The following is a 26,856-nucleotide window of genomic DNA, read 5'->3' as shown; positions in this document are numbered from 1 at the left end:
GCGTTTTTCCCTCTCAAGAAATCAGTTTTTCCAGATCATCGAGGGATAGACGTTTGAGGGCCTCCAGTGATTTAGCCAATTCATCCTGAACGGGTGACATTTCGACGCGCAGCGCTTCGATCCGCGCGCAGAAATCCTTGAGCGTGTCGGTCTCGAACAACGCCTTGAGCGGCACCTTGTCGCCCAGACGTTCCTGCACCCGGGTCACCACCAATGTCGCCAGCAACGAATGGCCGCCGAGCTGGAAGAAATTGTCCGCCAGCCCTACCCGCTCGACCTCCAGCACTTCCTGCCAGATCGTCGCGACCTCCCATTGCAGATCGCTTTGCGGCGCTAGGTATTGCTCCTGCGTCGGGCTCTCGCCCAACGCCATCAGCGCCTTGCGATCGAGCTTGCCGTTGGGCGTCAGCGGGATCACGTCGAGCAGGTGCAGGTGCCCCGGCACCATGTGCGCCGGCAAGCGACTGGCCAAGGCATTGCGCACCCGCTCGGCCAGCGTCGACCGCTCGCTGTCCGGTGCGGCGACGAGGTAGGCATGCAGGTGTTTGCCTGCGGCGCCGTCCTGCGCCAGTACCACCGCCTCACGGATATCGTCGAGTTCCAGCAGGCGTGCTTCGATCTCGCTGAGTTCGATGCGGAAGCCGCGAATCTTCACCTGATGGTCGGCGCGACCGATGTACTCGATGTTGCCATCGTCGCCCTGGCGCACCAGATCGCCGGTGCGGTACAGGCGCTCGCCGTTGCTCGCGTAAGGATTCGGCACAAAGCGTTCGGCGGTCAGCGCGGCACGACGCAGATAGCCGCGCGTCACCCCGGCACCAGCGAGGTACAGCTCGGCCGCCACGCCCTCGGGCAGCGCGTGCAACTGACTGTCGAGCAGGTAGGCCACGGTGTTGTCCAGCGGCCGGCCAATATTCGCCCGGCCCTTTGGCGTGCGCAGGGTGAAGGTCGAATAAGTGGTGTCCTCCGACGGCCCGTAAAGATCGTAGACCTGCTGCACCTGAGTGCTGGCGTAGAGGCTGTCGACCAGACTCTGCTTGAGCGGTTCGCCGGCCAGATTGATGGTGCCGACCGAAGTCGGAATCTGCCCGGCCCGTTGCAACGCGGCGATCGCCGACGGCACGCTGTTGATCAGCGTGACCTGATCGCGCGCCGGCAAGTCCGCCAGCGCCAGGGCGTTGTCGGCCAGCACCAGGCAGCCACCGCAGGCCAGCGTGACGAAGATTTCCCACACCGAAAGATCGAAGCAGATCGAGGTCGAAGCCAGCACGCCGCGCAATTGTTCTTCGCGATAGACCCCAGCCGACCACTGAATCAGCGCCGACAGATTGCCGTGGCTGATGGCTACGCCTTTCGGTTTGCCGGTGGAGCCGGAGGTGTAGATCACGTACGCCAGATTTTCGGCTGCGAGGTTAACCAGTGGCGCAACATCCGGGCATTCGCTGGCGACGCTCTCGTCCACCAGCAGCACCTGTGCGCTCAGGCTTTCAGGCAGCATCGCCAAGGCCGCTGGCTCAGTGAGCAAAACAGCGGCGCGGCTGTCGTCGAGCATGTGCAGCAAGCGTTCCTGCGGGTAATCCGGGTCCAGCGGCACGTAGGCGCCACCGGCCTTGAGGATCGCCAGCAAGCCGACCAGCATCTGCGGCGTGCGGCGCATGCACACGCCGACGCGCACCTCCGGCCCGACGCCCATGCCTTGCAGCTTGTGCGCCAGACGATTGGCCCGGGTATCGAGGTTTTGGTAAGCGATGGACTGCTCAGCGAACAGCACCGCGTTCGCCTGTGGCTGTCGCTGCACTTGCGCGGCGATGTGCGCCAGCACTGTGCGTTGATCCGGCGTGGTAACCGGCGCCTTGCCCCACTCGATCGCTTGTTGCTGTTGTGGCTCGGCGAGCAGTTGCAGCGCGCCCAGCGGCTGCGTGGCGTCGACGAGGAACTGTTCGAGCAGGCCTTGCAACTGCGCACTCAACACACTGATCGCTGGAGCGTCGAAACTCGCCTGATCGTAACTCACGCCCAGACTCAGCTCGCGGCCGGTGACCGCGACCAGCGTCAGCGGATAGTTGGTCTGCTCCTGCCGGCGGATTGCCGAGAACTTCAGGCCCGTCTCAGGGCCCTGCGCCAGTGCTTCAGCCATCGGATAGTTTTCGAACACCAGAATACTGTCGAACAACGCCCCGGCGCCCGTACCGGCCCAGCGCTGAATGTCATACAGCGGCGTGTGTTCGTGCTCGCGCAAGGCCAGGTTGAGGTCTTGCACCTGTTGCAGCCATTGGCTGACGCCGATTTCCGGCGATGGCGCCGCCACCACCGGCAGGGTGTTGATGAACAGACCGATCTGCTGCTCGACACCCGGCAAATCGGTTGGCCGTCCGGCGACCGTCGCGCCGAACGCCGCGTGATCCTGGCCTGTATAACGCTGCACCAGCAGCAGCCACGCCGCTTGTACCAGCGTGTTGAGGGTGACTTTCTGCTCGCGGGCGAAGCGGTTCAGTTCGGCGGTCAGCGGTTCGCTGAACACATGCTGGTGATCGGCATAGCCGCTGGCGGCGTGCCTGACCGGTATGGCGCTGGCCAGTCGCGTCGGCTGTTCAAGGTCCGCCAGCGCCGCACTCCAGAACTGTCGACTGGCCTGCTGATCACGCTGGCCGAGCCATTCGATGTAATCGCGATAACGCCCCTGCCCTGCGCTCGGCACGATGCCGGCGTAACGTTGCAGCACTTCGCCGAACAACTGCGAAGTGCTCCAGCCGTCCATGAGGATGTGATGGCAGGTGTAGATCAGGTGATGAGTGTGCTCATCGATGCGCACCAACGTCACGCGCAACAGCGGTGCGTCGAGCAGATCGAAGCTGTTATGCAGATCTTCAGTGGCGAGATGATCAAGTGCTGAATCAAGGCCGGCGCGACCGCGCCAGTCCTGCACCTGCCACGGCATCTGCACGCGGCTGCGCACCACTTGCACCGGCGCGGCGGCATCCTGCGGCCAGACGAACGCCGTACGCAGAATATCGTGGGCTTCGACGGTCTGCTGCCAGGCCTGGCGGAAGCGCTCGGCGTCGAGCTGCTCGACGTCGACGCGCAGCTGATTGGTGTAGGCCGGGCTGTCCGGCTCGTTGCGGCTGTGGAACAGAATGCCTTGCTGCATCGGCGACAGCGGGTACAGATCGACGATGTCACGCGGCGCCATCGGCAATGCCGACAGCTGCGCCTGGGTCAGGTTGGCGAGGTTGAAATCCGAGGGTGTCACGCCACCTGCGCCACTCGCGCAGCAATGTTCGATCAGGCGTTGCAGTTCGCGGCGATAAGCCTCGGCCAACGCCTCGATGGTCTCGGCGCGATACATGCCGGTGCCGAAGGTCCAGGTCAGTTCCAGCTCACCACCGAGAACCTGTCCGTCAACACTCAGCCAATTGCCCAGCGGCGCTTGCCCATCCTGATTGGCGCCGGTGCTGTCAGCGCTTGGCACGAACAACGCGCCCTGCTCAGCGCTGAACGCGCCGTCGAACTGACCGAGGTAATTGAAGGTCACCCGTGGTTGCGCCAGCGTCTGCAACTCGGCAGCACGCGTGAGGTAACGCAGCACGCCATAACCGATGCCTTTGCCCGGCACCGCGCGCAGTTGCTCCTTGATCGCGCACAGCGACGCAGCGGGATTGGCCTGCGGAGTCAGGCGCACCGGGAAGAGGCTGCTGAACCAGCCGACCGTGCGGCTCAGGTCGATGTCGTCGAACAGGTCTTCACGACCATGGCCTTCGAGCTGGATCAACACCGACGGCTGCTCGCTCCAGTCACACAGCACCCGCGCCAATGCAGTCAGCAACAGGTCGTTGATCTGCGTGCGGTACGCCGCCGGGGCGACTTTCAGCAGTTTGTCGGTCAGTGTCTGGCTCAGGCGCGTACTGGCACGGGCGGCCAGTGCGCGGGTCTGGCTGTCCACGGCGAAATCTTGTGGCAGTGCCGCGTCTTCCGCCGCCAGGGTCTCGCGCCAATAATCGCGTTCGCCGGCCAGCGCTTCACTCTGCGCATAACGATGCAACTGCTCGGCCCAGTTGTGCAGCGAACTGCTCTGGCCTGGCAACACCGCCGCCGTCCCCGCCGCCAATGCCTGGTAAGACTGCTGCAAGTCCTCAAGCAGAATGCGCCACGACACGCCGTCGACCACCAGGTGATGAATCACCAGCAACAAGCGCTGCTCGGCGTTCGGCAGGTTGACCAGCACCGCGCGCAGCAAGTGCCCGCGTTGCAAATCAAGGCTGCGCTGCGCTGCGTCGGCCACGGCCGGCAAGGCATCGAGACTGTCCAGTTCGCGCAGCCAAAGCAGTTCGGCATCGCGCTGAGTCTGCGGCAACGCCCGCCAGCTATCGCCCGACTGCACAAAGCTCAAGGCCAGCGCTTCGTGCTGTTCGACCAGCGCCGCCAGCGCCTTGCGCAAATGCACGGCGTCCAGTGCCAGGGTCGGTTGCAGCATCACTGACTGGTTCCAGTGCTGGCGCTGGGCAATCGGCGTCTCGAAGAAGCGCATCTGGATCGGTAGCAACGGCAACGGCCCGCGTGCCACAGGTGCGGCGACGGCAGCCGGTTTGGCTTCGATCAGTTTGGCCACAGCGGCCAGTTGGCCGATGGTCTGTTTTTCGAACAACTGCTTGGGGCTCAGCTTGATGCCCTGGCGCTTGGCCCGGGCGATGATCTGCAAGCTGAGGATCGAGTCGCCACCCAGTTCGAAGAAGTTATCGCTGCTGCCGACTCTTTCGAGCTTGAGCACTTCGGCCCATATCGCGGCCAGTTTTTCCTCGATCTCACCGACCGGCGCGACGAACTGCTGGCTGACCACGCCGGGCACTGGCAAGGCACGCTTGTCGAGCTTGCCGTTGGCGGTCAGCGGCAGCTTTTCCAGCAACACTAACTGCGCCGGCACCATGTAATCCGGCAGCCGCGCCTGCAATTGCTCGCGCAACTCCTGCGCCTGCACCTTCGCGCCCACTGCCGGCACGCACCACGCCAGCAGTTGCAGGCGCGCCGGATCGTCATCCAGTGGCAGCGCGAGCACGGCAGCTTCGCTGACGCCATCAAGGCTGAGCAACACCCGCGCAACTTCCGCAGGCTCGACACGGTAGCCGCGCACTTTGACCTGATCGTCGGCACGACCGATGAATTCCAGCGACTGCTCGCGATTGCGCCGAACCCGGTCGCCACTGCGGTACACCCGCGCGCCGGGTTTCCCAAACGGATCAGGCAGGAAACGCTCAGCGGTGAGCCCCGGCTGATTCAGGTAGCCAAGGGCAACGCTGTCGCCACCGATGTACAACTCACCGGCAACCTGATCGGCCACCGGGTTGAGCACATCGTCGAGTACATACACATGCGCACCGGCCAGCGCCGTGCCGACCGGAACGCTGCGCGCCTGGGCGGCGAGTTCTTCGACCTCGTGGGTCAGCACGCCCACGGTGGTTTCACTCGGGCCATAGTGGTTGATCAGACGACAGCCCGGTTTGAGCTGGCGTAGGCGTTCGACCAGTGCCGGCGAACAGGCTTCGCCGCCGACGATCAGCGCGTGTTCCGGCAACACGTCGGCAGGCGTGGCCGCCTGCAACAGCGCGGCGAGATGCCCGGGGACGATTTTCAGCACGCCAATGCGATGGCAGGCCATGTATTCGGCAAAGCGATCCGGGTCGAAGCCGAGTTCTTCCGACAGCACATGCAGCAGTCGGCCCGAGCACAACGCGCCGAACAGCACGGTGAAGCCAAGGTCAGCGGCGATGGTCGAGACCAGCGCCATGCTCGCCTCGGGCGCCGGCGCCAGACGTTCGAGGACGCCGCGCACATAACTGCCCAGCGCGCCGTGGCTCACCACTACGCCCTTGGGTTGTCCGGTGGAGCCGGAAGTGTGAATCACGTAGGCCGGCGACTGCGCATACAGCGTCAGCTCAGGCGCGGACGCCGGCAGCGACTGCCAATGCCCCGGCGCAAACTCCAGACCCTGACAGCCCTCACCCGCCACTTCGCTGAGCCGTGCGTCGCCTTCAGCACCGATCAGCGCCCTCGCCTGCGCAGCACCGAGCATCTGTTGCAGGCGCGCGCTTGGCGCCTTGACGTCGAGCGGCATGTACACCGCGCCAGCCTTGAGAATCGCCAACAGGCAAGTCAGCCAGTCCAGCGAACGTTCCAGCAGCACCGCCACCGGGTCGCCGACATCGACGCCCTGCGCACGCAAATAATGGGCGAGACGATTGGCCTCCTGATCCAGCGCCTGGAAAGTCACCGTTTGCTTGAGATCCCGAGCGGCCAGCGCCTGCGGCTGCCGAGCCACTTCACGCGCCCAGTGCTGCAACACCGTCAACGCCGGTTCGCGGTGAATGGCAAGCGCAGCAGGCCGTGGTGTGGCAACCGTGTGCAGTGGCGCCTGCGGCGAGTTGAGCAATTGTGTAAACAGGTCCAGCAACATCGGCACAAAACCGGCGACCGTTTCCGCCCGATAGAGATCGCTGGCATAGGTCATCTGGCCGTGGATCAGTGCGCCGTCGTCGGTGATGTCCAGCGCCAGATCGAAGTGCGTGCCGTCCTTGGCCAGCGGGTATTCGCTTACAGTCAGGCCGGGCAAGGCCATCGAGCGCTGTTTCTGCATGCCGACGTTCTGGTTGAACTTGGCCTGGAACAGCGGGTTGTGGCCCAGGGTGCGCTCGGCGACCAATTCGTCGACGAGTTGCTCGAACGGCAATTCCTGATGCGCCTGCGCGCCGAACGCCGCTTCACGCACCTGCGCGAGCAAATCGGCGAAACTGCCGCGCTCATCGACCTGGCAACGCAGCACCTGGGTGTTGACGAAGAAACCGATCAGTCCCTCGACTTCGGCGCGGCCACGGTTGGCATTCGGCACGCCGACACGAATGTCGCGCTCGCCGGCCAGACGCGAAAGGAACAGCGAGAACCCGGCCAGCACCAGCATGAACAGGCTGGTGCCCTGGCTGCGCGCGAAGACGTTGAGCTGCTGCGAAAGGTCGGTGCCGAAATCAAAGCTCAGGGTCTGTCCTGCAAAGCTTTGCGTCAGCGGTCGGGCAAAGTCCGGCGCCACTTCCAGCAGCGGATGTTCGTCGCCCAATTGCTGACGCCAGTAGTCGAGCTGGCGTTCACCCTCGCCGGCCTCCAGCCAGCGCCGCTGCCAGATCGCATAGTCGGCGTACTGCAACGGCAGCGCCGGCAATTGCGGCTCGCGCTGCAGGCTGAACGCCTGATAGCACTGGACGAATTCCTTGACCATGACGTCCATCGACCAGCCATCGGAGACGATGTGATGCATGCTCACCACCAGCACGAACTCATCGTCAGCCAAAGCAAACAGGCTGGCGCGCAACAGCGGGCCGTGGCGCAGATCGAACGGTTGCGCGGTGACGTCGTGCACGTGTTGCGCGAGCAGTTCTTCGCGCTCTTGCGCGGCGGTGCCGGTCAGATCGAAGCGTTCCAGCGCAATACTTTGCTGCTCGAGAATCAGCTGATGCGCTTGATCGCCGTCGGTGTGAAACACCGTGCGCAACACTTCATGGCGCGCCAGCAGATGATCGAACGAGCGGCTCAGGGCCGACTCATCCAGCCGGCCTTTCAGACGCAAGCCAGCGGCCATGTTGTATGCGGCGCTGTGCGGTTCCAGTTGCCAGAGGAACAGCAGGCGCTGCTGGGCGAACGACAGGGGAATCTGCGCGCAGTCGTGGCGGCTGACCGGCAGCGGCAACAGGCTGAAATCCTTGCCCTCCTCGCGCAGCTTGGCGAGAAACAGCCGACGCTGTTCCAGCGGCAGGCCGACGAACCTTTTTGCAATACGTTCCGCCATCGTGCCGCTCATACTTCTTCTCCTTGCAAAGCATTCATGAACTGATCCAGGTCGGACCAGTCGTCGTCGCCGCTCGCCTCGGCCAGTTGCCCGAGCACCTCGGCGAGATCCGCCAGCAGCGGTTTTTCGAACAGGCTGCGCAGCGGCAGCACCACGCCCATCTGCTCCTTGACCCGGGCAATCACCTGCGCGGCCAGCAACGAATGGCCGCCCAGTTCAAAAAAGTGATCGTCCAGGCCCACACGCGGCACGTGCAGCACCTCGGCCCAGACTTGCGCCAGACACTGCTCGGCCGGCGATTGCGGGGCGCGGTAATCGCCCTGCAACTGCGCCGGATCCGGCGCTGGCAAGGCCTTGCGGTCGAGCTTGCCGCTCGGCGTCAGCGGCAGGTTCGCCAGCAACAGCAGATGCCCCGGCACCATGTAATCCGGCAGGCTGGCTTGCAGCGCAGCGCGGGTCTGCTGACGGAAGGCCGTTTGCGTCGCCGCGCTGGCAAGCACTGCCGGCTCCGTCACTACATAACCGACCAGTTGCGCACCGCCGGCGAACGGCACAGCCAGCACCACCGCTTCGCGAACGCCCGAACATTGCTGCAAGCGCGATTCGATCTCGCCCAGTTCGATGCGGAAGCCGCGAATCTTCACCTGATGATCGACCCGGCCGACGTACTCCAGCGCGCCATCGCCGCGCAGCCGCGCACGGTCGCCGGTGCGGTACAGGCGCTGGCCATCGGCGAAAGGGTCGGCGATGAACCGCTCGGCGCTGAGGCTCGGCTGACGGTGATAACCGCGCGCCAGCCCCGGCCCACCGAGGTACAACTCGCCCACCGCACCTTGCGGCAGCAGGTTCAGATCATCGTCGAGCACGTACAGACGCCGCGCTGCCAGTGCGTGGCCGATCGGCATGCCGCGCCACGACACGTCTTGGGCGGTCAGCGCGGTGCAGTCATGAATCGTCGAGACCACTGTTGCCTCGGTCGGGCCGTAGGTGTTGAGCAGGCGCACATGGCCGAGCCCGGCCTGTTGCCACAAGCGCAAACCGTCCACCGCCATGGCTTCGCCGCCGACGTGAATCTGCCGCAGCGCGCCGAAACTGGCCGGCGGTTTCGCCGCATATTCCTGCACCAGCCAATACCAGTAGGCCGCCGGCAGGTCGGCCAGAGTGATGCCCTGATCGATGATCACCTGATGCAGCGTCGCGCTGTCCCACAACGGCGCATCGCGCATGACTACGCTGGCGCCATGGCACAGCGGCGGGAAAAACTGCTCGACGAAGCCATCGAAACTGCTGGTGGCGAATTGCAGAACCCGGTCGCCTTCGCGTAGATCGCTGTAGTCGATGGCGCGGGCGATGAACTCGCTCAGCGCGCCATGACTGACCGCCACGCCTTTCGGCCGCCCGGTGGAGCCAGAGGTGTAGATCACGTAAGCAAGGTTGTCGGCTTCGACCGTGACCGGCAGGTTGTCGCTCTGCTCGCTGGCGGGCAATTGCTCCAGACATAGGCACTCGATGCCGTCGAGCGGCGGCAGGCTGGCGAGGCTTTGCTGGTCGCCGAGCAACAGTTTCAGGCCGCTGTCAGCGAGCACGTGGCGTAAACGCTCGGCCGGGGTTTGCGGATCCAGCGGCACATAGGCACCGCCAGCCTTGAGCACCGCCAGCAGCGCCACAGCCAGTTCCAGTGAACGTCCCAGCGCGACGCCGACCAGCACGTCCGGGCCGACACCCTGTGCGCGTAATTGATGGGCCAAGCGATTGCTGCGGCTGTTGAGTTCGTCGTAGCTGAATGCCGGTGCAGGGGCAGTGGCCAACAGCACCGCCGGCGCTTGCGCAGTCCGTGCGACTTGCGCTTCGAACAGGCTTTGCACGCTAGTGAAACGAGGCGCTGGCGCGGTGGCCTGGATCAACCCGTGGCGTTCGCTGTCGGCGAGCATCGCCACTTCGCCGATCAACTGCTGCGGATTACGGCACACCGACTGGAGAATGTTGCGCCAATGCCCGGCCAGCGCGGCGATGGTTGAAGCATCAAAAATATCCGTGGCGTAAGTGAAGGCAGCAAACAGTTGCTCGCCCTCCTCGCGGGTGTCGAGCATCAGGTCACTGGTGGCCGCGTGTTGCCGAGCGCTGCCAGCCAGTTGCTCTTCGCTCAGATAACCCACGCGCAAGCCTGAAGCGAGTTGCGCCTGATGCAAATCGGTAACCAGCGGCTGGTGGTTGAACATCACTTGAAACAGCGGATTGTGGCTTTGGCTGCGCGCCGGTTGCAGGGCTTCGATCAGGGCGTCGAACGGCAGATCCTGATGGGCCTGAGCACCCAGTGCAGCCTGGCGCAGGCTCTGCAGCAGCTCGGCGAATGGCGTTTGTGCAGTGACCGCGCTGCGCAGGATCTGCGTGTTGACGAAGAAGCCGATCAGGCCCTCGGTTTCACTGCGGGTGCGGTTGGCGATCAGCCCGCCGACACGAATATCGGTCTGGCCGCTGTAGCGATGCAACAGGGTCTTGAACGCCGCCAGCAGCACCACGAACAACGTCACGCCCTGACGCTGGGCAAGGTTTTTCAGTTCTTCGCGCAGGGCCGCGTCGATCACCGTTTCCAGACGTGCGCCTTGATGGCTGGCTTGCGCCGGATAAGCGCGGTCAGTGGGCAATTCCAGCACGGGATGTTCGTCGCCCAGTCGCGTGCGCCAGTAGTCCAGTTGCCGCTCGCGCTCACCGGCCTCCAGCCAGCTGCGCTGCCACAGTGCGTAGTCGCGGTAATGCACGGTCAACGGCGCCAGCGTCGGTTCACGCCCGGCCACCAGCGCGTCATAGGTGCGCATGAATTCGTCGATCAGAATGTTCATCGACCAGCCGTCGGCGATGATGTGATGCAGGGTCAGCAGCAACACATGTTCCTGCGCGGCCAGGCGCAACAGCCGCAGACTCAGCAGCGGGCCGTTCTGCAGGTCGAAGGCCTGGGTCGCCTCGGCCATCATGTGCTGCTGAGCCAGCGGCCAGCGCTGGGCTTGGGGCAACTCGCTCAGGTCAGTCACGGGCAACTTCAGTGGCTTTGGTTCGGCCACACGCTGGAAGGCCCGCTCGCCGTCCTGGCCGAAGGAGGTGCGCAAACATTCGTGGCGCGCCGCCAGACGGCTGAAGGCTTGCTCCAATGCTTCGACTTGCAGATCGCCATCCAGACGCACCGCCATCGGCAGGTTGTAGGCGGCGCTGGTCGGCTCCAGTTGCCAGAGAAACCACATGCGCTGCTGCGCGTAAGACAAGCCGTCACGCTCGGCGATGCCGTCGCAGGCGGTCATGGGCAACTGCGCAAAATCGATGCCCTCGCGGGCCATGCCGGCGAGGAACAGACGGCGTTTGTCCTGGGGCAATTCGATAAAGCGGCGGGCTAGTTTCTGTGCGTCTGCGGCATTCATGCGTGGAGTCCTTGCTGATCGGCGGCGTGACCTGGAGACCCGGTCGTATCAACAAGAACGAATGGCCGGCGCGATGATTTAGCGCGCCAGCGGCAATCACGGCCCGACGGTACAAAGGCCAGATAGACAAATGCCGAAGCCGGTACAGGCCCGGATTCGGCATTTGAGTTGAAGGGTTGCGAACAGGTCAGCGCACGTCCTGCGAATGCCCCTCGGCCATCGCCACGATGACTTTGCGCGGCCCTTCGAACGGTGAGCGCGCGTGAGCCGAGAGCATGTTGTCGAGCATCAGCACATCGCCCTCCTGCCAAGGGAAACTGATCGCACAGTCGTCGAGCACCGCACGAATCTGCGCCAGCACCTCGTCTTCGATCGGCGAGCCGTCGCCGTAATAGACGTTACGCGGCAGGTCCTCTTCGTCAACGATGTCGAGCAGGCTTTCGCGCACGTCCGCTGGCAGGTTGGAGATGTGAAACAGGTGCGCCTGATTGAACCAGACGTGGTCGCCGGTCACCGGGTGCACCGCCACCGCCTGACAAGTCTGCCGCGTGCGCAGCTCACCGTCGTCCTTCCACTCGCAGACAATGCCGTGGGCCTTGCAGTAGGCCTCGACGACTTCACGGTCTTCGGTGTTGAACACGTCTTCCCAGGCCACGTCGAGGCCATTGCCGAAGTTGCGCACGTACATCAGGCCTTTGCTGACGAACCGCTCGCGGATCGCCACCGGGATGCGCCGGTAGACTTCGCGGCTGTCGGCAATCGGCGTCTCGCCGCCGGACCTGGCGGCGATCATGCTGTAGAACCAGATCTTCATCGGCCAGTCGCGGGAATAGGCCTGCTCGTTGTGCAGCGGAATGCTCTGGTGCGCCGGGTATTCGGTGGAGGTGTATACGCCACGGGTGACGTTGGTACGCGGCGTCGAGCCGAACTCGTAGTTCAGCAGCGGATGGCCGAAACTCGCGGCGAACTGGCGGAACTGCTCGGCGCCATCGAGGCGAAAACCGCGAAATAGCACACCACCGTCGCGCAGCAAATGCTCGTCGACCAAGGCCTTCAATTCATCGAATACCGCCAACAGATCGGTGTCGGCATCGCCCGCCTCGACCAACAGCGGCAAACGTCCGCGCTGCGGCAGCAACGGCCGCACGGAAAACCCCAGAGCAACAGCCATGACTGGCCTCCTGAAAATGATAGATGAGGCGCGTCTCAGAACGCCGGTTGCGCCGCCTGTGCAAGGCGTCGGTGATGCACTTCCAGATGGCTCTTGATCGTGCGAATGACCCGCGCTTCGTGCTCATGAATGAAGAAATGCCCGCCGGTCATCATGTCCACCGAGAAACTGCCCAGGGTCTCTTTGCTCCAGCCGATCAGTTGTTCGGTGGTGGCGCGGTCTTCCTTGCCACCGAGCACGTGCACCGGGCAATTGAGCAAGGGCCGCTCGGCAGGCGTGAAGCGCCCGCACATCATGAAATCGGCGCGCAGCACCGGCAGGGTCAGACTCATCAATTCCTCATTGGCGAGGATTTCTTCGCTGGTGCCCTGAAAGGTGCGCAACTGTTCGATGAGCTCTGCATCGCTGCGCGGTTCGGCAAAGCCGCGGTCGTAATCGCTGCGCATGGACGGTGCGGCGGTGCCGGAGGCGAACAGCGCCAGCGGCTCCGGCACACCCGACTCGCGAAAGGCATGGGCCAGTTCGCAGGCGAGCAACGCACCGAGGCTATGCCCGAACAACGCATACGGGCCTTGCAGCCCCGGCTTGTGCTCGCGCGCCAGTTGCCGCGCCAGTGCGCGCATGTCGGTTTGCAGCGGTTCATCGAACCGCGCGCCACGTCCCGGCAGTTCCACCGGCTGCAATTGCAGCCACGTTGGCAGTTGACGCCGCCAGCGGCTGTAAACCATGGCGCTGGCGCCCGAATAGGGCAGGCACAGCAATGTCAGCTTGGTCACCGCGCTTTCCTTGAAAAATGTGTCTGCAAGAAAGACGGATCACTGGCCGGACAAATTAGTCGCCCGGCCGCTAAATTCCCCCGCCAGCCGCTCGTTGCCTGTTCAGGAAAAAAACAACAATCGCGAGGAATCACCGTGGACCTGCAGAGCATTCTGGGCAAGTTGTTCGCCAACGCCGGCGCGGTCGGCATCGAGGGGGTTTTCCAGTTCATTTTCAGTGGGCAGCAGGCGTTCTGGTATGACGTCAAGACCAGCCAGCGCACGGCAGTCGGGCGCCACCCGCGTCCGGACGTGACCATCGAAGTCGCTGAAAAAGATTTTCTCGGGATCATGGCCGGCGTGGTCAATGTCGAGGAACTGTTCGCCAGCGGTCGCCTGAAGATCGGTGGCAACATGGGCCTGGCGACGATGTTGCCGCAGATCATCGACCACGCCCGCCAAGGTGGCGGCACGGTGGCACAGGTCGACATGAACAAGCGCTACCCGACGCCGCCACGCTTCAGCGAAAAGCTAACTGCCGCGCTGCCTCGCCAGACCAGCGTCGAACGTCGTGCGCGCGCTGAGTTGAGCCGGCACGAATTCGAAACCCGTTATCTGCCCAACGGCATTCCGCTGGTGATCAGCAATGCCCTGCACGACTGGCCACTGTTCAGCCTCAGCCGCGAGGAATCGCTGGTGCATTTCGCTGAACTGCAAGGCATCACCCGCCATGGCGATTACGTGAAGAAGACCTTTTCCACCGAGCGTGATTTCCGCTCGACCTCAATGGCCGAGTTCATCGCCTCGCTGGACAGCCCGGCGGTCAAGGGCGCGGACGGCGAGCCGCCGGCGTACATGGGCAACAACATTCTGCCCGCGCAGTTGTTGCAGCAGATCCAGTACCCGCCCTACTTCGACACGTCGCTGTTCATTCCGCCACGTATCTGGATCGGCCCCAAGGGCACGCTGACGCCGTTGCACCGCGATGACACCGACAACCTCTTCGCCCAGGTCTGGGGGCAGAAAAAATTCACCCTCGCCGCGCCGCATCACCGCGAAGCGCTGGGCACCTGGTCGACCGCGCCCAAGGGAGGCCTGGATGGCTGCGATTTCAACCCGGACGCGCCGGACTATGAACGTTTCCCGGCAGCGCGGGAGGTGACGTTTTTGCGGGTGACGCTGGAGGCTGGGGATCTGCTGTTTTTGCCAGAGGGCTGGTTCCATCAGGTGGAGTCGGTGTCGACGTCGCTATCCGTCAACTTCTGGGTCAACTCAGGACGCGGCTGGTAACCCCGCAAAATAACTGTGGGAGCGAGCAGGCTCCCACAGTGGAATTTCATTTCAAGTGACGGAAACTTTGAAACGCTGAAATCAGCACCACCGCCCCCGCCGCAATCGCCAGCCAGAAGCCGCTACGTGCGCCAAACGCATCCACCAGCGCGCCGGAACCGGCGGCGCCTATCGCCACGCCGATGCTCAGCCCGGTCACCAGCCAGGTCAGGCCTTCGGTGAGTTTTGCAGGTGGCACGATGCGTTCGATCAACGCCATCGCCACAATCAACGTCGGCGAAAAGAACAGCCCGGCGATAAATACCGCGATCGACAAGCCAAGGATGTTGCTCGCCAAAAGCAGCGGCAGCGTGGTCACCGCCGTCGCCACGCCGCCGTAGAGAAACAGGCGCGGCAACGGCGGTTTCGAACGCATCGCACCGAAGGCGATGCCGGCCAGGCATGAGCCGATCGCGTATACCGACAAAACAATACTCGCCGCTGCCGGCTGGCCCTGATGTTGAGCGAAAGCGACGCTGACCACATCGATGACCCCGACGATCACGCCCATCGCCAGCATCAACGCCAGCAGCCATTGCACGTCAGTCGAGCGAATGATCGAACCCTGATGCTGCGACTCCTGCGCGTGCACGGGCGGCTCGGTGCTGCGCTGGGCGACAAAAGCCGTCACGCCGATGGCCAGGGCCAACAGCGCCGCCAGCGGCCCGGCCTCGGGAAACACCGCAACGGACAGCCCCACCGACAGCGGCGGCCCGACGATAAAACACACTTCGTCGAGCACCGACTCCAGCGCATACGCCGTCTGCAATTGCGGCTGGCCACGATAGATCTCGGTCCAGCGCGCCCGCACCATCGCCGACATGCTCGGCATGCACCCGGCCAGCGCGGCAAACACGAACAACGTCCAGTCCGGCGCCTGCAAACGCGTGCACAGCAGCAACATCAATAACCCGCCGCCACCGGTCAACGCTGCGATTGGCAGCACCCGCCCCTGCCCATAACGGTCCACCAGCCGCGATACCTGCGGCGCGCAAAACGCCGTGGCCAAGGCAAACGTCGCCGCCACCGCACCCGCCAGCGCATAACCGCCGTTCAACTGCGCAAGCATGGTGATCAGGCCGATGCCGGTCATGGAAATCGGCATGCGCGCCAGCATCCCGGCCAGTACAAACGCACGGGCACCGGGGGCGGTGAACAATTCGCGGTAGGGATTTGCCATCGATTGCAGCCTCATCAGGGGCGGCCAAGTTGCCATAGCCTTGAATGCCGTGGAAGCGCGCAATTGTTAGCGGTCTGTGAAGGCCCCTTCGCTCGCACATTTGAAATGCCGTCCCCTGTGGGAGCGAGCCTGCTCGCGAAGGGGCCAGCGCAATCACTGCTTCCAGCAAATGAACTCTCAGCGTCTGCCATCAGTCAGCTACTTAAGTCTCTTGAACCAAGGCGCGAATCGTCATGCAGATTTCCCTCGCTCATCAGGTGGCGCTGGTCACGGGCGCCAGCTCCGGCATCGGCCATGCCGCCGCCAAAGCACTCGCTGCGGCCGGCGCTGCGGTCGTGATCAACTACAACAGCAGCGCCGAACCCGCCGAAGAACTGGCTGCACAGATCAACGCCGAAGGCGGCAAGGCCCTCGCCATCGGCGCGGATGTTTCGAAAGAAGAAGATGTCGAGCGGCTGTTCAAAGAGACCGTCGAAGCCTTCGGCTCGCTGGACATTCTGGTGGCCAACTCCGGCCTGCAAAAAGACGCCGCTGCCGTGGACATGACGCTCGACGACTGGAACACGGTGATCGGCGTCAACCTCACCGGGCAGTTTCTCTGCGCGCGGGCGGCGTTGCGGATTTTCCAGCGTCAGGGCGTGCGCGAAGGCGTGTCGCGCGCGGCGGGCAAGATCATTCACATGAGTTCGGTGCACCAGCGCATTCCATGGGCCGGGCATGTCAATTACGCGGCATCCAAGGGCGGCGTCGATCAGTTGATGCAGAGCCTCGCCCAGGAAGTCAGCCACCAGCGCATCCGTATCAACAGCATCGCGCCCGGTGCGATCAGCACGGCCATCAACACAGAAGCCACTGAAGGCGCGGCCGGCGAAAAACTTCTTGAGCTGATTCCCTACGGGCGCATTGGCGATGTCGAGGATGTTGCCAACGCAGTGGTTTTCCTCGCTTCCGACCTGTCCGATTACATCGTCGGCACCACCCTGTTCATCGATGGCGGGATGAGCCTCTATCCGGAGTTTCGCGGCAATGGCTGAGCCTGAAGTGGAACAACAAAGCGCCATCGGTGCGCACGGCATCATCGGCGACATGCGCAGCGCCGCACTGGTCAACGACAAGGGCAGCGTGGATTTTTTCTGCTGGCCGGAGTTCGACAGCCCGACGATCTTCTGCTCGCTGCTCGACACCCCGCAAGCAGGGATTTTCCAGCTCGCGCCAGACTTGCCGGATGCGCGCCGGGAACAGATTTATCTGCCCGACACCAACGTCTTGCAGACCCGTTGGCTAAGCGAACACGCAGTGGTGGAAATCACCGATCTGTTGCCCATCGGTGACGATGTCGACGCCCTGCCGCTGCTGATGCGCCGGGTGCGCGTGGTCAGCGGCTCGGCGACGTTCAATCTGCGTTGCGCGGTGCGCCACGACTACGGCCGCGCCGACACCCGGGCAGAGATGGACGCAAAGGACGTGACGTTCCACGCCGCTGGCCAGCCGTCGATACGTCTGGCTTCAGATCAGGCACTGCAGATCGACGCGCAAGCGGCCGTCGCGCAATTCACCCTCGAGCACAACAAAACCGCGGCGTTCATGCTCGGCGGCAGCGACGATCCGCGCTTTGCCGAAGGTGCTGCCGAATTGTGCATGCAGCGCACCCTTAAATACTGGCGTGGCTGGATCGGCCAATCCAACTATCGCGGACGCTGGCGAGAAATGGTCAACCGCTCCGCCCTCGCCCTGAAACTGCTGACCTCACGCCGCCACGGTGCAATCCTCGCCGCTGCCACTTTCGGCCTGCCGGAAACCCCCGGCGGCGAACGCAATTGGGATTACCGCTACACGTGGATCCGCGATGCCTCGTTCACCGTTTACGCGTTCATGCGCCTGGGCTTCGTCGATGAGGCCAACCATTACATGCAGTGGCTGCGCGGGCGAGTCAGCGATTGCTGCGGCAAACCGATGAAACTCAACATCCTCTATGCCATCGACGGTCAGCAGGAATTGCCGGAAACCGAACTCACGCACCTGTCCGGTCACGGCGGCGCGCAACCGGTGCGCATCGGCAACGGCGCTTATGACCAAATCCAGCTCGACATCTTCGGCGAGCTGATGGACGCCGTGTATCTGGTCAACAAATACGGTGACGCGATTTCCCACGAAGGCTGGCGGCACGTCGGCGAAGTGGTCGATCAGGTCTGCGAGACCTGGCAGAGCGAAGATGTCGGCATCTGGGAGATGCGCGGCGAGACTCATCATTTCCTGCACTCGCGGCTGATGTGCTGGGTGGCGCTGGACCGGGCGATCCGCCTGGCTTCCAAGCGTTCGCTGCCGGCACCGTTCGCTCGTTGGGACCAGACCCGGCAAGCGATCTACACCGACATCTGGGACAATTTCTGGGATGAGGAACGCGGGCACTTCGTCCAGTACAAGGGCGGCACCGCGCTGGACGGCTCGATGCTGCTGATGCCGCTGGTGCGTTTCGTCAGCGCCAAGGATCCGCGCTGGCTGTCGACTCTGGAAGCAATCGAAAAAACCCTGGTGCGTGACGGCATGGTCTATCGCTATCGCAACGAGGACGCCAACATCGATGGCCTCAGTGGCACTGAAGGCGCGTTCGCCGCGTGTTCGTTCTGGTACGTCGAATGCCTGGCCCGCGCCGGCCAGGTGGAAAAAGCCCACCTGGAGTTCGAGCAATTGCTGCGATATGCCAATCCGCTTGGGCTGTACGCCGAAGAGTTCGACAGCCATGGCCGGCATCTGGGCAACACGCCGCAAGCGCTGACGCATCTGGCGTTGATCAGTGCGGCGAGTTTTCTCGATCGAAAATTGAGTGGCGAGAAGAGTTCCTGGCAGCCATAGCGCTGACTACTTTTCGTCAGCGCTTGTAAGACCGATCTCTGTGCGCACGTTTTTTTTCCACCACAGGCCTGCTCGCCAGACAACCGGATCAGGCCCCTACCCACCTTGAAACCTGTGCGGCGGTTACGTCGGGCGACAGTCTGTGTAAAAAACGCGCCTACAAAAACCACTCACGTCACGTTGAAACGCTTACCGTAACCTGCGCTTACACCCCGAAATACCTTGTTGCCAGCCATTACATCCACACCTACCATCCAACGCAACGGGCACAGCGGAGCTGTCCAACCACCCCCGAATTCAAGGAACCGGAATGCCTCACCACGTCCAGCGCAGCATCGCCTCCCCTCTTCGCACCGGGCTGACCCGCACCCAGCTCTGGGAAAGCGCCGACAAAGGCCTGATCAAATGCTGGGAAATCGGCCGCCAGCGCGCCGAACGCTTTCCCGAACTGGCCCAGCGCTGCCTGGCCGATGAATTGCCGGTGCTTGGCTGGAAGGGTGGCGTCAGTCGCAGCCTGAAGAAAAACGAGAAATACGGCTCACTGAAATATCTGGCGCAGTGGCAGGGACTGCGTGGCGAAGATCTGGATATCGATCTGGCGCAGGAGCGTTCGCTGACGTGCTCACGGACGAAGATGAAGGTGACGTTTACGCCGGATCGGACGAAGTATTTCAATCAGATCGCGGAGCTTGAGGCTTAGCCGTGCGGAAGTCCGGGCGGTAGCAATCCGGGTACAGGGCACAGACGCCGTACTGGGCGTCCAGAGCGGCCATGTGCTGGTAGAACTGCTCGATTTCCCAAAACGTTTCATCCGCAACGGTCATCAGGTAGAAGTAACTGAGCTGATGATCATTGGGCAGCACCAATGGAAACTCTGCCAGCGCGTCCATCCTCGGCGCATTGGCCAGCGCCGCGAGCATTGGCGTCGGTGCCAGGGACAATTGCTCGAAGTACTTTTGCTTGTATGTCGCCAGACCTATGGCTTCACCTTTTGCTCTGGCATCGATAAGTTGCGCGAGGTTTGCACGGCGCTGCTCCCAGTACGCCGCCGGCAGGTCTACATTCATTTGTTGCTTATGGCTGGCCAATGCCTCATCGGCGCTGAGCTGGCGTTGCGGTTCGCCCGGCACAGCGGCGGACCGTGCGTCCAACTCCTTGAAGGACAGCATGATCGTCGACTTGGCAAACATGCGTTCCATCAGTTCACGGCGCTGCGGGGTGTCCGGCAATGCCGGTGGCGGCGATGCGCAACCGGTCAGCATCACGACAAGTCCCAACATAACAAGCAGCGTTTTGAGTGACATGTATCGTCCTTGAAGCCAGTCGACAGAATGAGCTGCGCAGTCTATCCGATGGTCTAGGGTTTGGAAGACGTTTGCACGGAGTTGACAGTCATGATTCAGTCAGTCCTTACGCCTTTTCTGACCATTGCCTACGAACAGCACGGTCCGAACAACGGCGTCCCGGTGATTCTGCTCCACGGCTTCCCCTATTCCCCGCGCGCCTTCGACGAAGTCGCCCCGGGGCTGGCCGCGCGAGGCTACCGCGTCATCGTGCAGTACTTGCGCGGTTACGGGCCGACCCGGTTCAACAGTGCGCAAACCCTGCGCTCCGGCCAGCAAGCTGCGATGGCGCAGGACTTGCTCGATCTGATGGATGCGCTGGGTATCGAACAGGCCATGCTTTGCGGGTATGACTGGGGCGGTCGGGCGGCGTGTATTGTCGCGGCGTTGTTTCCGGCGCGAGTGCGCGGGCTGGTCAGCGGCGACGGCTACCTCGTGCAGGACATCGCCCATGCGAACCAGCCGTCGGACCCGGGAGACGAGCATCGGCTCTGGTATCAGTACTATTTCCACACGCCGCGTGGCGTCGAGGGCCTTAAGCAGAATCGCCGGGAGTTGTGTCAGCTGCTTTGGCGGCTGTGGTCGCCGACATGGGCGCGAAAGGATGAACGCTACCCGCTGACCGCTGGCGCTTTTGATAATCCTGATTTTGTCGACGTGGTGATTCATTCCTATCGGCATCGCTTCGGCTACGCCCAGGGCGATCCAGCCCTGGAGTGGATGGAGGAAGCGCTGGCCACACAGCCGGTGATCAGCGTGCCAAGCATTTCGCTGTGCGGCGCCGATGATGGCGTCGGCCCGCCTTCGCTGATTGATGAAGATGCCGAACATTTCAGCGGCTTCTATGAGCGGCGCGTGTTGGCGGGTGTCGGCCACAACATTCCTGAAGAAGCGCCGCAGGAAACCCTCAAGGCGATACTGGATCTGTTGCAACGCTGACCGAAAACCGCTCCCGATAAGCCTGCGGCGTCACGCCAATGGCACGGAGAAAACTGCGCCGCAACGTCTCTTCGCTGCCAAAGCCGCAATTGGCGGCGATGCGTTTCACCGGCAGGCCGGTATCGCTGAGCAGTCGTCGAGCGGTTTCGACGCGGATCAATTCGATCGCCCGCGCCGGGGTCTGGCCGGTGTCGGCGCGGTAGTGGCGGATGAAGCTGCGTTCGCTCATGCCGGCCTGTTCGGCGAGAGTCGGGATGCCGAGGTCGCAGGTCAGGTTCTCGGCGATCCAGGCGTGCAGTTCATCGAAGCGGTTGCCCTGTTGTTGCAGCGACAACGTCACGCTGAACTGCGACTGCCCGCCCGGGCGTTTCAGGAAGACGACCAAGTGCCGGGCGACGTCGAGGGCGATATCGCGGCCGAGGTCTTCTTCGACCATGGCCAGCGCCAGATCGATACCGGCCGTGACCCCGGCGGAAGTCCACACCGGGCCGTCGTTGATGAAAATCGGATTGGCTTCCACGTGCAGATTCGGATGCTGCGCGGCCAGTTGCTCGCAGCGCGTCCAGTGGGTGACCACGCGGCGACCATCGAGCCAGCCGCTGGCGGCGAGCAGAAAGGCCCCGGTGCACACCGAAGCCACGCGCCGGCAATGAGTGCCGTGCTCACGCACCCAGTCGACCAGTTGTGGGTCTTCGGCGGCGGGATAAATGCCCCAGCCGCCGGCGATGATCAAGGTATCGCTGGGCGTTTGCGGCAACGGTTCGGCGAGCACCGCCAGGCCCGCCGATGACATCACCGCCCCGCCGCCGCTGGCAATCACGCTTGGCGCGTACGGCACCGACATGCCGCGCTGGCGGGCCAGATCGTTGGCCGAGGCGAACACCTGCAACGGCCCGGTAACATCGAGAATCTGCATATTGGCAAACGCTAGAACATGAATGGCTTTAGGCATTTGGCGTAATTCGTGGGGTGATTGGCGTATGCGCCAGAACCTACCCGCCTACAGTGCAGTCGTCCACTTCTTTCAACGGAGCAAGAACGATGACGCTGCAGATCGGTTTTCTGTTATTCCCGCAGGTTCAGCAACTCGACCTGACCGGCCCCTACGACGTCCTCGCCTCGTTGCCCGGCGTGCAGGTCCACCTGATCTGGAAGGATCTGATGCCAGTGACATCCAGCACCGGGCTGCTGCTGAAACCGACTACAACTTTCGAGGATTGCCCGGATCTGGACGTAATCTGCGTGCCCGGCGGCAGTGGCGTCGGGCCGCTGATGGAAGATCAGCAGACGCTGGATTTCATCAAGCGCCAGGCCGCGCAGGCACGTTACGTGACCTCGGTGTGCACCGGCTCGCTGGTGCTTGGCGCGGCGGGTCTGTTGCAGGGCAAGCGCGCGACCACGCACTGGGCCTATCACGAGTTGCTGCCGACGCTGGGCGCGGTTGCGGTGAAGGATCGGGTGGTACGCGACGGCAATCTGTTTACCGGTGGCGGAATCACTGCTGGCATCGATTTCGCCTTGGTGCTGGCGGCGGAACTGGTCGATGCCGACACGGCGCAACTGGTGCAGTTGCAACTGGAATATGCCCCGGCGCCGCCGTTCAACGCTGGGAGCCCGGACGTGGCGCCGAGCGCGGTGGTCGATGAAGCGCGGTTGCGCGCGGCGCCTTCGTTGAAGCTGCGCACCGAGATTACCGAACGCGCGGCGGCCAAACTGGGCCTGCGCTGATCTCCCAGCCAATCACAACCCTTGTAGGAGCTGCCGCAGGCTGCGATCTTTTGATCTGATCGTTCCCATGCTCTGCGTGGGAATGCAGCCGGGGACGCTCCGCGTCCCACAGCCTCAAGATCGCAGCCTTCGGCAGCTCCTACACGTCGATCCCAAGTTATTCGCCGCGCTTCTCACTCTCCTTCACTTGTCCCACCTCCCTCGCCCGTGTAGAAAGCCCCTTCCAGAAATCTCGCACAAGGACTTTCGATGAAGGCGCTGCCCTGGCTCTATCTCGCGCTGCTCGGCCTCGGTTACGGGTTGGCCCTGAGCTACGGCCAGCTCGGTTGGCTGGCGTTGATCTCCGTGGGGCTTTTGCTGTTCGCCGCGTTCGCCGTGCGTCAGCAAGAGGTGCCTGTCGCGCGTTGGCTCGGCCATGGCCTGTTCATCGTTCTAGCCGTGGCACTGGCGCTGCACTGGCTGCCGGGCTTCGCCAACGGCCGGGTGATCAATCCGCAACGGTTCACTGACAACGCCGTGCCGTTCGCGATGTACCTCAATCTCGACAAACCGCTGGTGGGCTTCTGGCTGCTGTTGGTCTGTCCATGGATCGTCGCGCGGCGTTCGTTGCGCCTGACGGTCTATGCCACCGCCCTCGCCCTGACGCTGTGCGCGATTCTCGCCCTCGGCGGCGCATTGTTGCTCGGCGTAATCGCCTGGGCGCCGAAGTGGCCGGATCAGGCCTGGCTGTGGGTGCTGAACAATCTGCTGCTGGTGACGCTGGTCGAGGAAGCGCTGTTTCGCGGCTATATACAGGGCGGGCTGAGCCGTCGCCTCAAGCACCTGCCCTACGGCGACAACCTCGCGCTGCTGTTGGCCTCGTTGTTGTTTGGTCTGGTGCATGTCGGCGCTGGCTGGACCTGGGTGTTGCTGGCGGGACTGGCCGGGGTCGGCTATGGTCTGGCCTACCGTTTCGGCGGACTGGGCGCGGCGATCGCCACCCATTTCGGCCTGAACCTGCTGCACTTCGGCCTGTTCACCTATCCGATGCTGGCCAGTTGACGCAAGCGCGGTTTTGCGACGGCGTACTTAAATCTGAAAAAAAACTTCAATAAAAACCTGTCGGCGCCGACAACCATTCAAAGCCTTGCGGATTGAAAAACCATGCGTAACAACCAGCCCATTACACAACGCGAGCGGACCTTTCCAGCTCAGCAACGGTTGATTTCCACCACCGATGCCAAGGGCGTGATCACCTACTGCAACGACGACTTTGTCGAGATCAGCGGGTTTTCGCGGGAGGAACTGATCCGTGCACCGCACAATCTGGTCCGTCACCCTGACGTGCCGTCGGCGGTGTTCTCGCACATGTGGGGCACACTGAAACAAGGCTTGCCATGGATGGGCATCGTCAAGAATCGCTGCAAATCCGGTGACCACTATTGGGTTAACGCCTATGTAACACCGGTGTTCGACGGCAATCAGGTGATCGGTTACGAGTCGGTGCGCGTCAAGCCCACCGCCGAACAGATCCGCCGCGCCGAAGCGCTCTATCAACGCATCAACCAGGGCAAGTCGGCGATTCCTTCGACGGACAAATGGCTGCCGCTCCTGCAGGACTGGCTGCCGTTCATTCTGGTCAGCCAGCTGAGCTTCATGATCGGCGCGACGCTGAACTCGCAGTGGGGCTTTGCCCTCGCCGCAGCGCTGTCGGTGCCGCTGGGCCTGATGGGCCTGCAGTGGCAGCAACGCGGGCTCAAGCGCCTGCTGCGCCTGGCCGAACAGACCACCTCCGACCCGCTGATCGCGCAGATGTACACCGACAGCCGTGGCGCGCAGGCGCGTCTGGAAATGTCGATCCTCAGCCAGGAAGCACGCCTGAAAACCTGCCTGACCCGCTTGCAGGACACCGCCGAGCACCTGACCGATCAGGCCAAGCAGTCCGACGCCCTGGCGCACAACAGCTCGACCGGCCTGGAACGCCAGCGCGTGGAAACCGAACAGGTCGCCACCGCCGTCAACCAGATGGCCGCCACCACCCAGGAAGTCGCCAGCCACGTACAGCGCACCGCTGACGCCACCCAGGAAGCCAACCGCCTGACCGGCCGCGGCCGCGACATCGCCGGCGAAACCCGCGAAGCGATCCAGCGCCTGTCGGTGGTCGTCGGCGAAACCGGCCTGACCGTGACGCAACTGGCCAAGGACAGCGACGAAATCGGCGGCGTGGTCGACGTGATCAAAGGCATCGCCGACCAGACCAACCTGCTCGCCCTCAACGCTGCAATTGAAGCAGCGCGTGCCGGTGAAATGGGCCGTGGTTTTGCGGTCGTGGCTGACGAAGTCCGCCAACTGGCGCAACGCACCAGCGAATCCACCGGGCAGATTCACGCCCTGATCGCCAAGTTGCAACAGACCGCCTCCAGCGCCGTGCAAACCATGGAAGCCGGGCATCGCCAGGCTGAAGAAGGCGTGGCGCGGGTCCTGGAAGCGGATCAGGCACTGGTCGGCATCAGCGAAGCGGTGGCCAACATCACCGACATGACCACCCAGATCGCCGCCGCGACCGAAGAGCAAAGTGCCGTGGCTGAAGAGATCAGCCGTAACATCAGCAATATCTCGGAACTGGCGGATCAGACGTCCGAGCAAGCGCATAACTCGGCGTTGTTGAGTGAAGAGCTGACGAAGACGGCCAACACGCAGTATTCGTTGGTGGCGCGGTTTAACCGCTGATTGAACTGGCGACAAAAAAAAACCCGGAAAGCGAGAGCCTCCGGGTTTTTGTTGCTTGCCTGAAAGTGATGGTACTTGGCAGACCGCTTTCTCGAGCAAGCTCGCTCGCATATTGGAACTGCTTGGGACCACAGTTTGTGTCCGACGACAATCCCCTGTGGGAACGAGCCTGCTCGCGAAGAGGCCTTCTATGCCGCCGTCGATCTCACTCAAGCAAAACAGATACTGCCTACAACTGCGCCAGAACGAGCCGACTGGTGCTCGCTGAGGCTAGGTTCTATCGTTTGCCGGTCGCTACTCAGTCACGCATACCGGCCAGCATGAATACAACCCCCGCCCGAAAACCCGCTAAACCGAAAGTTCGAGATGAGCTGACATTCCTTGATGTTCGGCAAGCCGCACGTGATGGGCAGAAAGTGTTCGATACATTTGTGATCACTGGCTGGCTTCCCATTACCGGTAAATCAAAAAGATCGCCGCCTTCGGCAGCTCCTGCTCGGTCACTGTAGGAGCCGCCGAAGGCGGCGATCTTTTGATCCTGGAAGCCCGGACCGCGAAAGCTGTCCGGGCTTTTTGTTCTTGATCTGGAATTTGGTGTTTGGCAAGCCGCCATCGCGAGCAGGCTCACTCCTACACTGGATCTGCGGTGACCACAGATTAGATGCCAGACACCAATCCTCTGTGGGAGCGAGCCTGCTCGCGAAGAGGCCATTACAGCCAACGAAATTATTGAGGCAACTTCAGCTTATCCAGCAGTCGATTGACCAACAGTTCATTGAGCATGATCACCTGTTGCAGCGCCAGCAGTGGTTTGCGTTCCGGGCCGCCTATAGAGTTGGCGATGTTACCGGCCATGGCATGCGCGTATGAAAGCGACTCGCAGGCCTCGACCAACAGGGTTTCGTCATCCAGCGTGGGGTCGACAACGTAGATCGGGCGATATTTCGGTGAACTTGGCGGGGCTGCCAGGTCTTCGGGTTTGAGGTAGTAATCGAGGGCGCGGTCGGTGGCTTCCTGGATTTTTTGCGGGTCGAATGTGCGGTCGTGGGGGGTTGGCGGGTTGGGGGTTACTTTGAACATAGATGAAGCTCCTACTTAGAAAAATAAGGAGTCATCACTCTCGCTACCAAACGAGGGTGGCGACCATACGCAGGTTGGTAGACCGGTCTAAGCAGGAAACCCGGCGCTCCAAAGGAGCCCCACGCATGGCCACCATAAATCGATTCTCTACAGAGACTGCATATGGCGTCATGACGCTTAGAGACGGGCTACCAAACCCGATCACTGCTTTTTTGTCAGTGACCGAGAAACGATATAGCCAACCTCATAACGCGTAAGCCGGCGGATTCTGGCGTAGGCGTAGGCAATGGCGCAAGGAGTTGTAGCCGGGATGGCGTAACGGGTCGTGTAGTTTCAACGGGGGTATTTGATGATGTTTAAGTGCAGGGATTGCCTCTGACAGTCAGGTGGTTTGAGGTCGTCTGGAAGAGCGCTTTCGCGAGCAGGCTCGCTCCCACATTTGGATCGGGTACATCAGTGAGGGATAGGTCGGCTTGGAGGTCGCCATCGCTGGCAAGCCAGCTCGCACAGGGATTGAGTCCGGCCGGTAGATAG

General features: G+C 62.7%; 17 protein-coding genes. 8 read left to right on the top strand and 9 right to left on the bottom strand.

The features are described from left to right. Positions 1–13 precede the first annotated feature (13 nt). The 4 genes from ACYSTU_RS15380 to ACYSTU_RS15365 form a co-directional block, all read right to left on the bottom strand. Positions 14–7,837, bottom strand: coding sequence for an amino acid adenylation domain-containing protein (locus tag ACYSTU_RS15380; protein WP_498999830.1), 7,824 nt, complete (start codon positions 7,835–7,837; stop codon positions 14–16). Continuing rightward, entirely contained in the window at positions 7,834–11,235 is a 3,402-nt protein-coding gene (locus tag ACYSTU_RS15375; RefSeq protein WP_498999827.1) for an amino acid adenylation domain-containing protein, read from the bottom strand. Before ACYSTU_RS15375 ends, ACYSTU_RS15380 begins: the two co-directional genes overlap by 4 nt. Positions 11,236–11,422: 187 nt before the next feature. Beyond that, positions 11,423–12,406, bottom strand: coding sequence for a TauD/TfdA family dioxygenase (locus tag ACYSTU_RS15370; protein ID WP_498999825.1), 984 nt, complete (start codon positions 12,404–12,406; stop codon positions 11,423–11,425). A gap of 35 nt (positions 12,407–12,441) precedes the next feature. Further along, entirely contained in the window at positions 12,442–13,182 is a 741-nt protein-coding gene (locus ACYSTU_RS15365) for a thioesterase II family protein (protein ID WP_498999822.1), read from the bottom strand. A 135-nt stretch (positions 13,183–13,317) separates the two neighbouring features. Here ACYSTU_RS15365 and ACYSTU_RS15360 point away from each other — a divergent pair, with 135 nt between their 5' ends. After that, positions 13,318–14,451 carry a cupin-like domain-containing protein gene (locus tag ACYSTU_RS15360; RefSeq protein ID WP_498999819.1) on the top strand — a complete coding sequence of 378 codons (1,134 nt, stop codon included), beginning with the start codon at positions 13,318–13,320 and terminating at the stop codon, positions 14,449–14,451. Between the two features lie 46 nt (positions 14,452–14,497). On the opposite strand, the gene ACYSTU_RS15355 is transcribed toward ACYSTU_RS15360, so the two are convergent. Further along, positions 14,498–15,670 (bottom strand): MFS transporter, encoded by a 1,173-nt coding sequence (locus tag ACYSTU_RS15355; protein ID WP_498999816.1) that lies wholly within the window; start codon positions 15,668–15,670, stop codon positions 14,498–14,500. Between the two features lie 233 nt (positions 15,671–15,903). On the opposite strand from ACYSTU_RS15355, the gene ACYSTU_RS15350 reads away from it, so the two are divergent. From ACYSTU_RS15350 to ACYSTU_RS15340, 3 genes are all read left to right on the top strand, one after another. Continuing rightward, positions 15,904–16,704, top strand: coding sequence for a glucose 1-dehydrogenase (locus tag ACYSTU_RS15350; protein WP_336354231.1), 801 nt, complete (start codon positions 15,904–15,906; stop codon positions 16,702–16,704). After that, complete coding sequence (locus tag ACYSTU_RS15345) at positions 16,697–18,523, top strand: glycoside hydrolase family 15 protein (RefSeq protein WP_498999813.1); 1,827 nt, start codon at positions 16,697–16,699, stop codon at positions 18,521–18,523. The genes ACYSTU_RS15350 and ACYSTU_RS15345 overlap by 8 nt, the downstream gene beginning before the upstream one ends. 310 nt (positions 18,524–18,833) lie before the next feature. Next, positions 18,834–19,223 (top strand): hypothetical protein, encoded by a 390-nt coding sequence (locus ACYSTU_RS15340; RefSeq protein WP_498999810.1) that lies wholly within the window; start codon positions 18,834–18,836, stop codon positions 19,221–19,223. Here the strand turns inward: ACYSTU_RS15340 and ACYSTU_RS15335 are convergent. Continuing rightward, complete coding sequence (locus ACYSTU_RS15335) at positions 19,195–19,827, bottom strand: hypothetical protein (protein ID WP_498999808.1); 633 nt, start codon at positions 19,825–19,827, stop codon at positions 19,195–19,197. The genes ACYSTU_RS15340 and ACYSTU_RS15335 overlap by 29 nt on opposite strands. 90 nt (positions 19,828–19,917) lie before the next feature. On the opposite strand from ACYSTU_RS15335, the gene ACYSTU_RS15330 reads away from it, so the two are divergent. Next, entirely contained in the window at positions 19,918–20,805 is an 888-nt protein-coding gene (locus tag ACYSTU_RS15330; protein WP_498999805.1) for an alpha/beta fold hydrolase, read from the top strand. On the opposite strand, the gene ACYSTU_RS15325 is transcribed toward ACYSTU_RS15330, so the two are convergent. Further along, a complete protein-coding gene (locus ACYSTU_RS15325) occupies positions 20,774–21,757 on the bottom strand; it encodes a GlxA family transcriptional regulator (protein ID WP_498999802.1) in 984 nt (327 codons plus the stop codon). The genes ACYSTU_RS15330 and ACYSTU_RS15325 overlap by 32 nt on opposite strands. 89 nt (positions 21,758–21,846) lie before the next feature. Between ACYSTU_RS15325 and inhA the strand changes: the two genes are divergently transcribed. The 3 genes from inhA to ACYSTU_RS15310 all read left to right on the top strand — a co-directional run bounded on the left by inhA (position 21,847) and on the right by ACYSTU_RS15310 (position 25,242). Next, positions 21,847–22,533: an isonitrile hydratase gene (inhA, locus tag ACYSTU_RS15320; protein WP_498999799.1), complete on the top strand. Its 687-nt coding sequence runs from the start codon at positions 21,847–21,849 to the stop codon at positions 22,531–22,533. A gap of 249 nt (positions 22,534–22,782) precedes the next feature. Continuing rightward, complete coding sequence (locus ACYSTU_RS15315; protein ID WP_056784265.1) at positions 22,783–23,574, top strand: CPBP family intramembrane glutamic endopeptidase; 792 nt, start codon at positions 22,783–22,785, stop codon at positions 23,572–23,574. A 102-nt stretch (positions 23,575–23,676) separates the two neighbouring features. Continuing rightward, complete coding sequence (locus tag ACYSTU_RS15310; protein ID WP_123443147.1) at positions 23,677–25,242, top strand: methyl-accepting chemotaxis protein; 1,566 nt, start codon at positions 23,677–23,679, stop codon at positions 25,240–25,242. A 298-nt stretch (positions 25,243–25,540) separates the two neighbouring features. Here the strand turns inward: ACYSTU_RS15310 and ACYSTU_RS15305 are convergent, their stop codons facing one another. Further along, positions 25,541–25,870 carry a hypothetical protein gene (locus tag ACYSTU_RS15305; protein ID WP_498999794.1) on the bottom strand — a complete coding sequence of 110 codons (330 nt, stop codon included), beginning with the start codon at positions 25,868–25,870 and terminating at the stop codon, positions 25,541–25,543. A gap of 98 nt (positions 25,871–25,968) precedes the next feature. Beyond that, positions 25,969–26,322 carry a DUF6124 family protein gene (locus ACYSTU_RS15300; protein WP_223630134.1) on the bottom strand — a complete coding sequence of 118 codons (354 nt, stop codon included), beginning with the start codon at positions 26,320–26,322 and terminating at the stop codon, positions 25,969–25,971. Positions 26,323–26,856 lie beyond the last annotated feature (534 nt).

This window comes from Pseudomonas glycinis (assembly GCF_054871425.1).
This window is presented reverse-complemented; position numbering and strand designations above follow the sequence as displayed.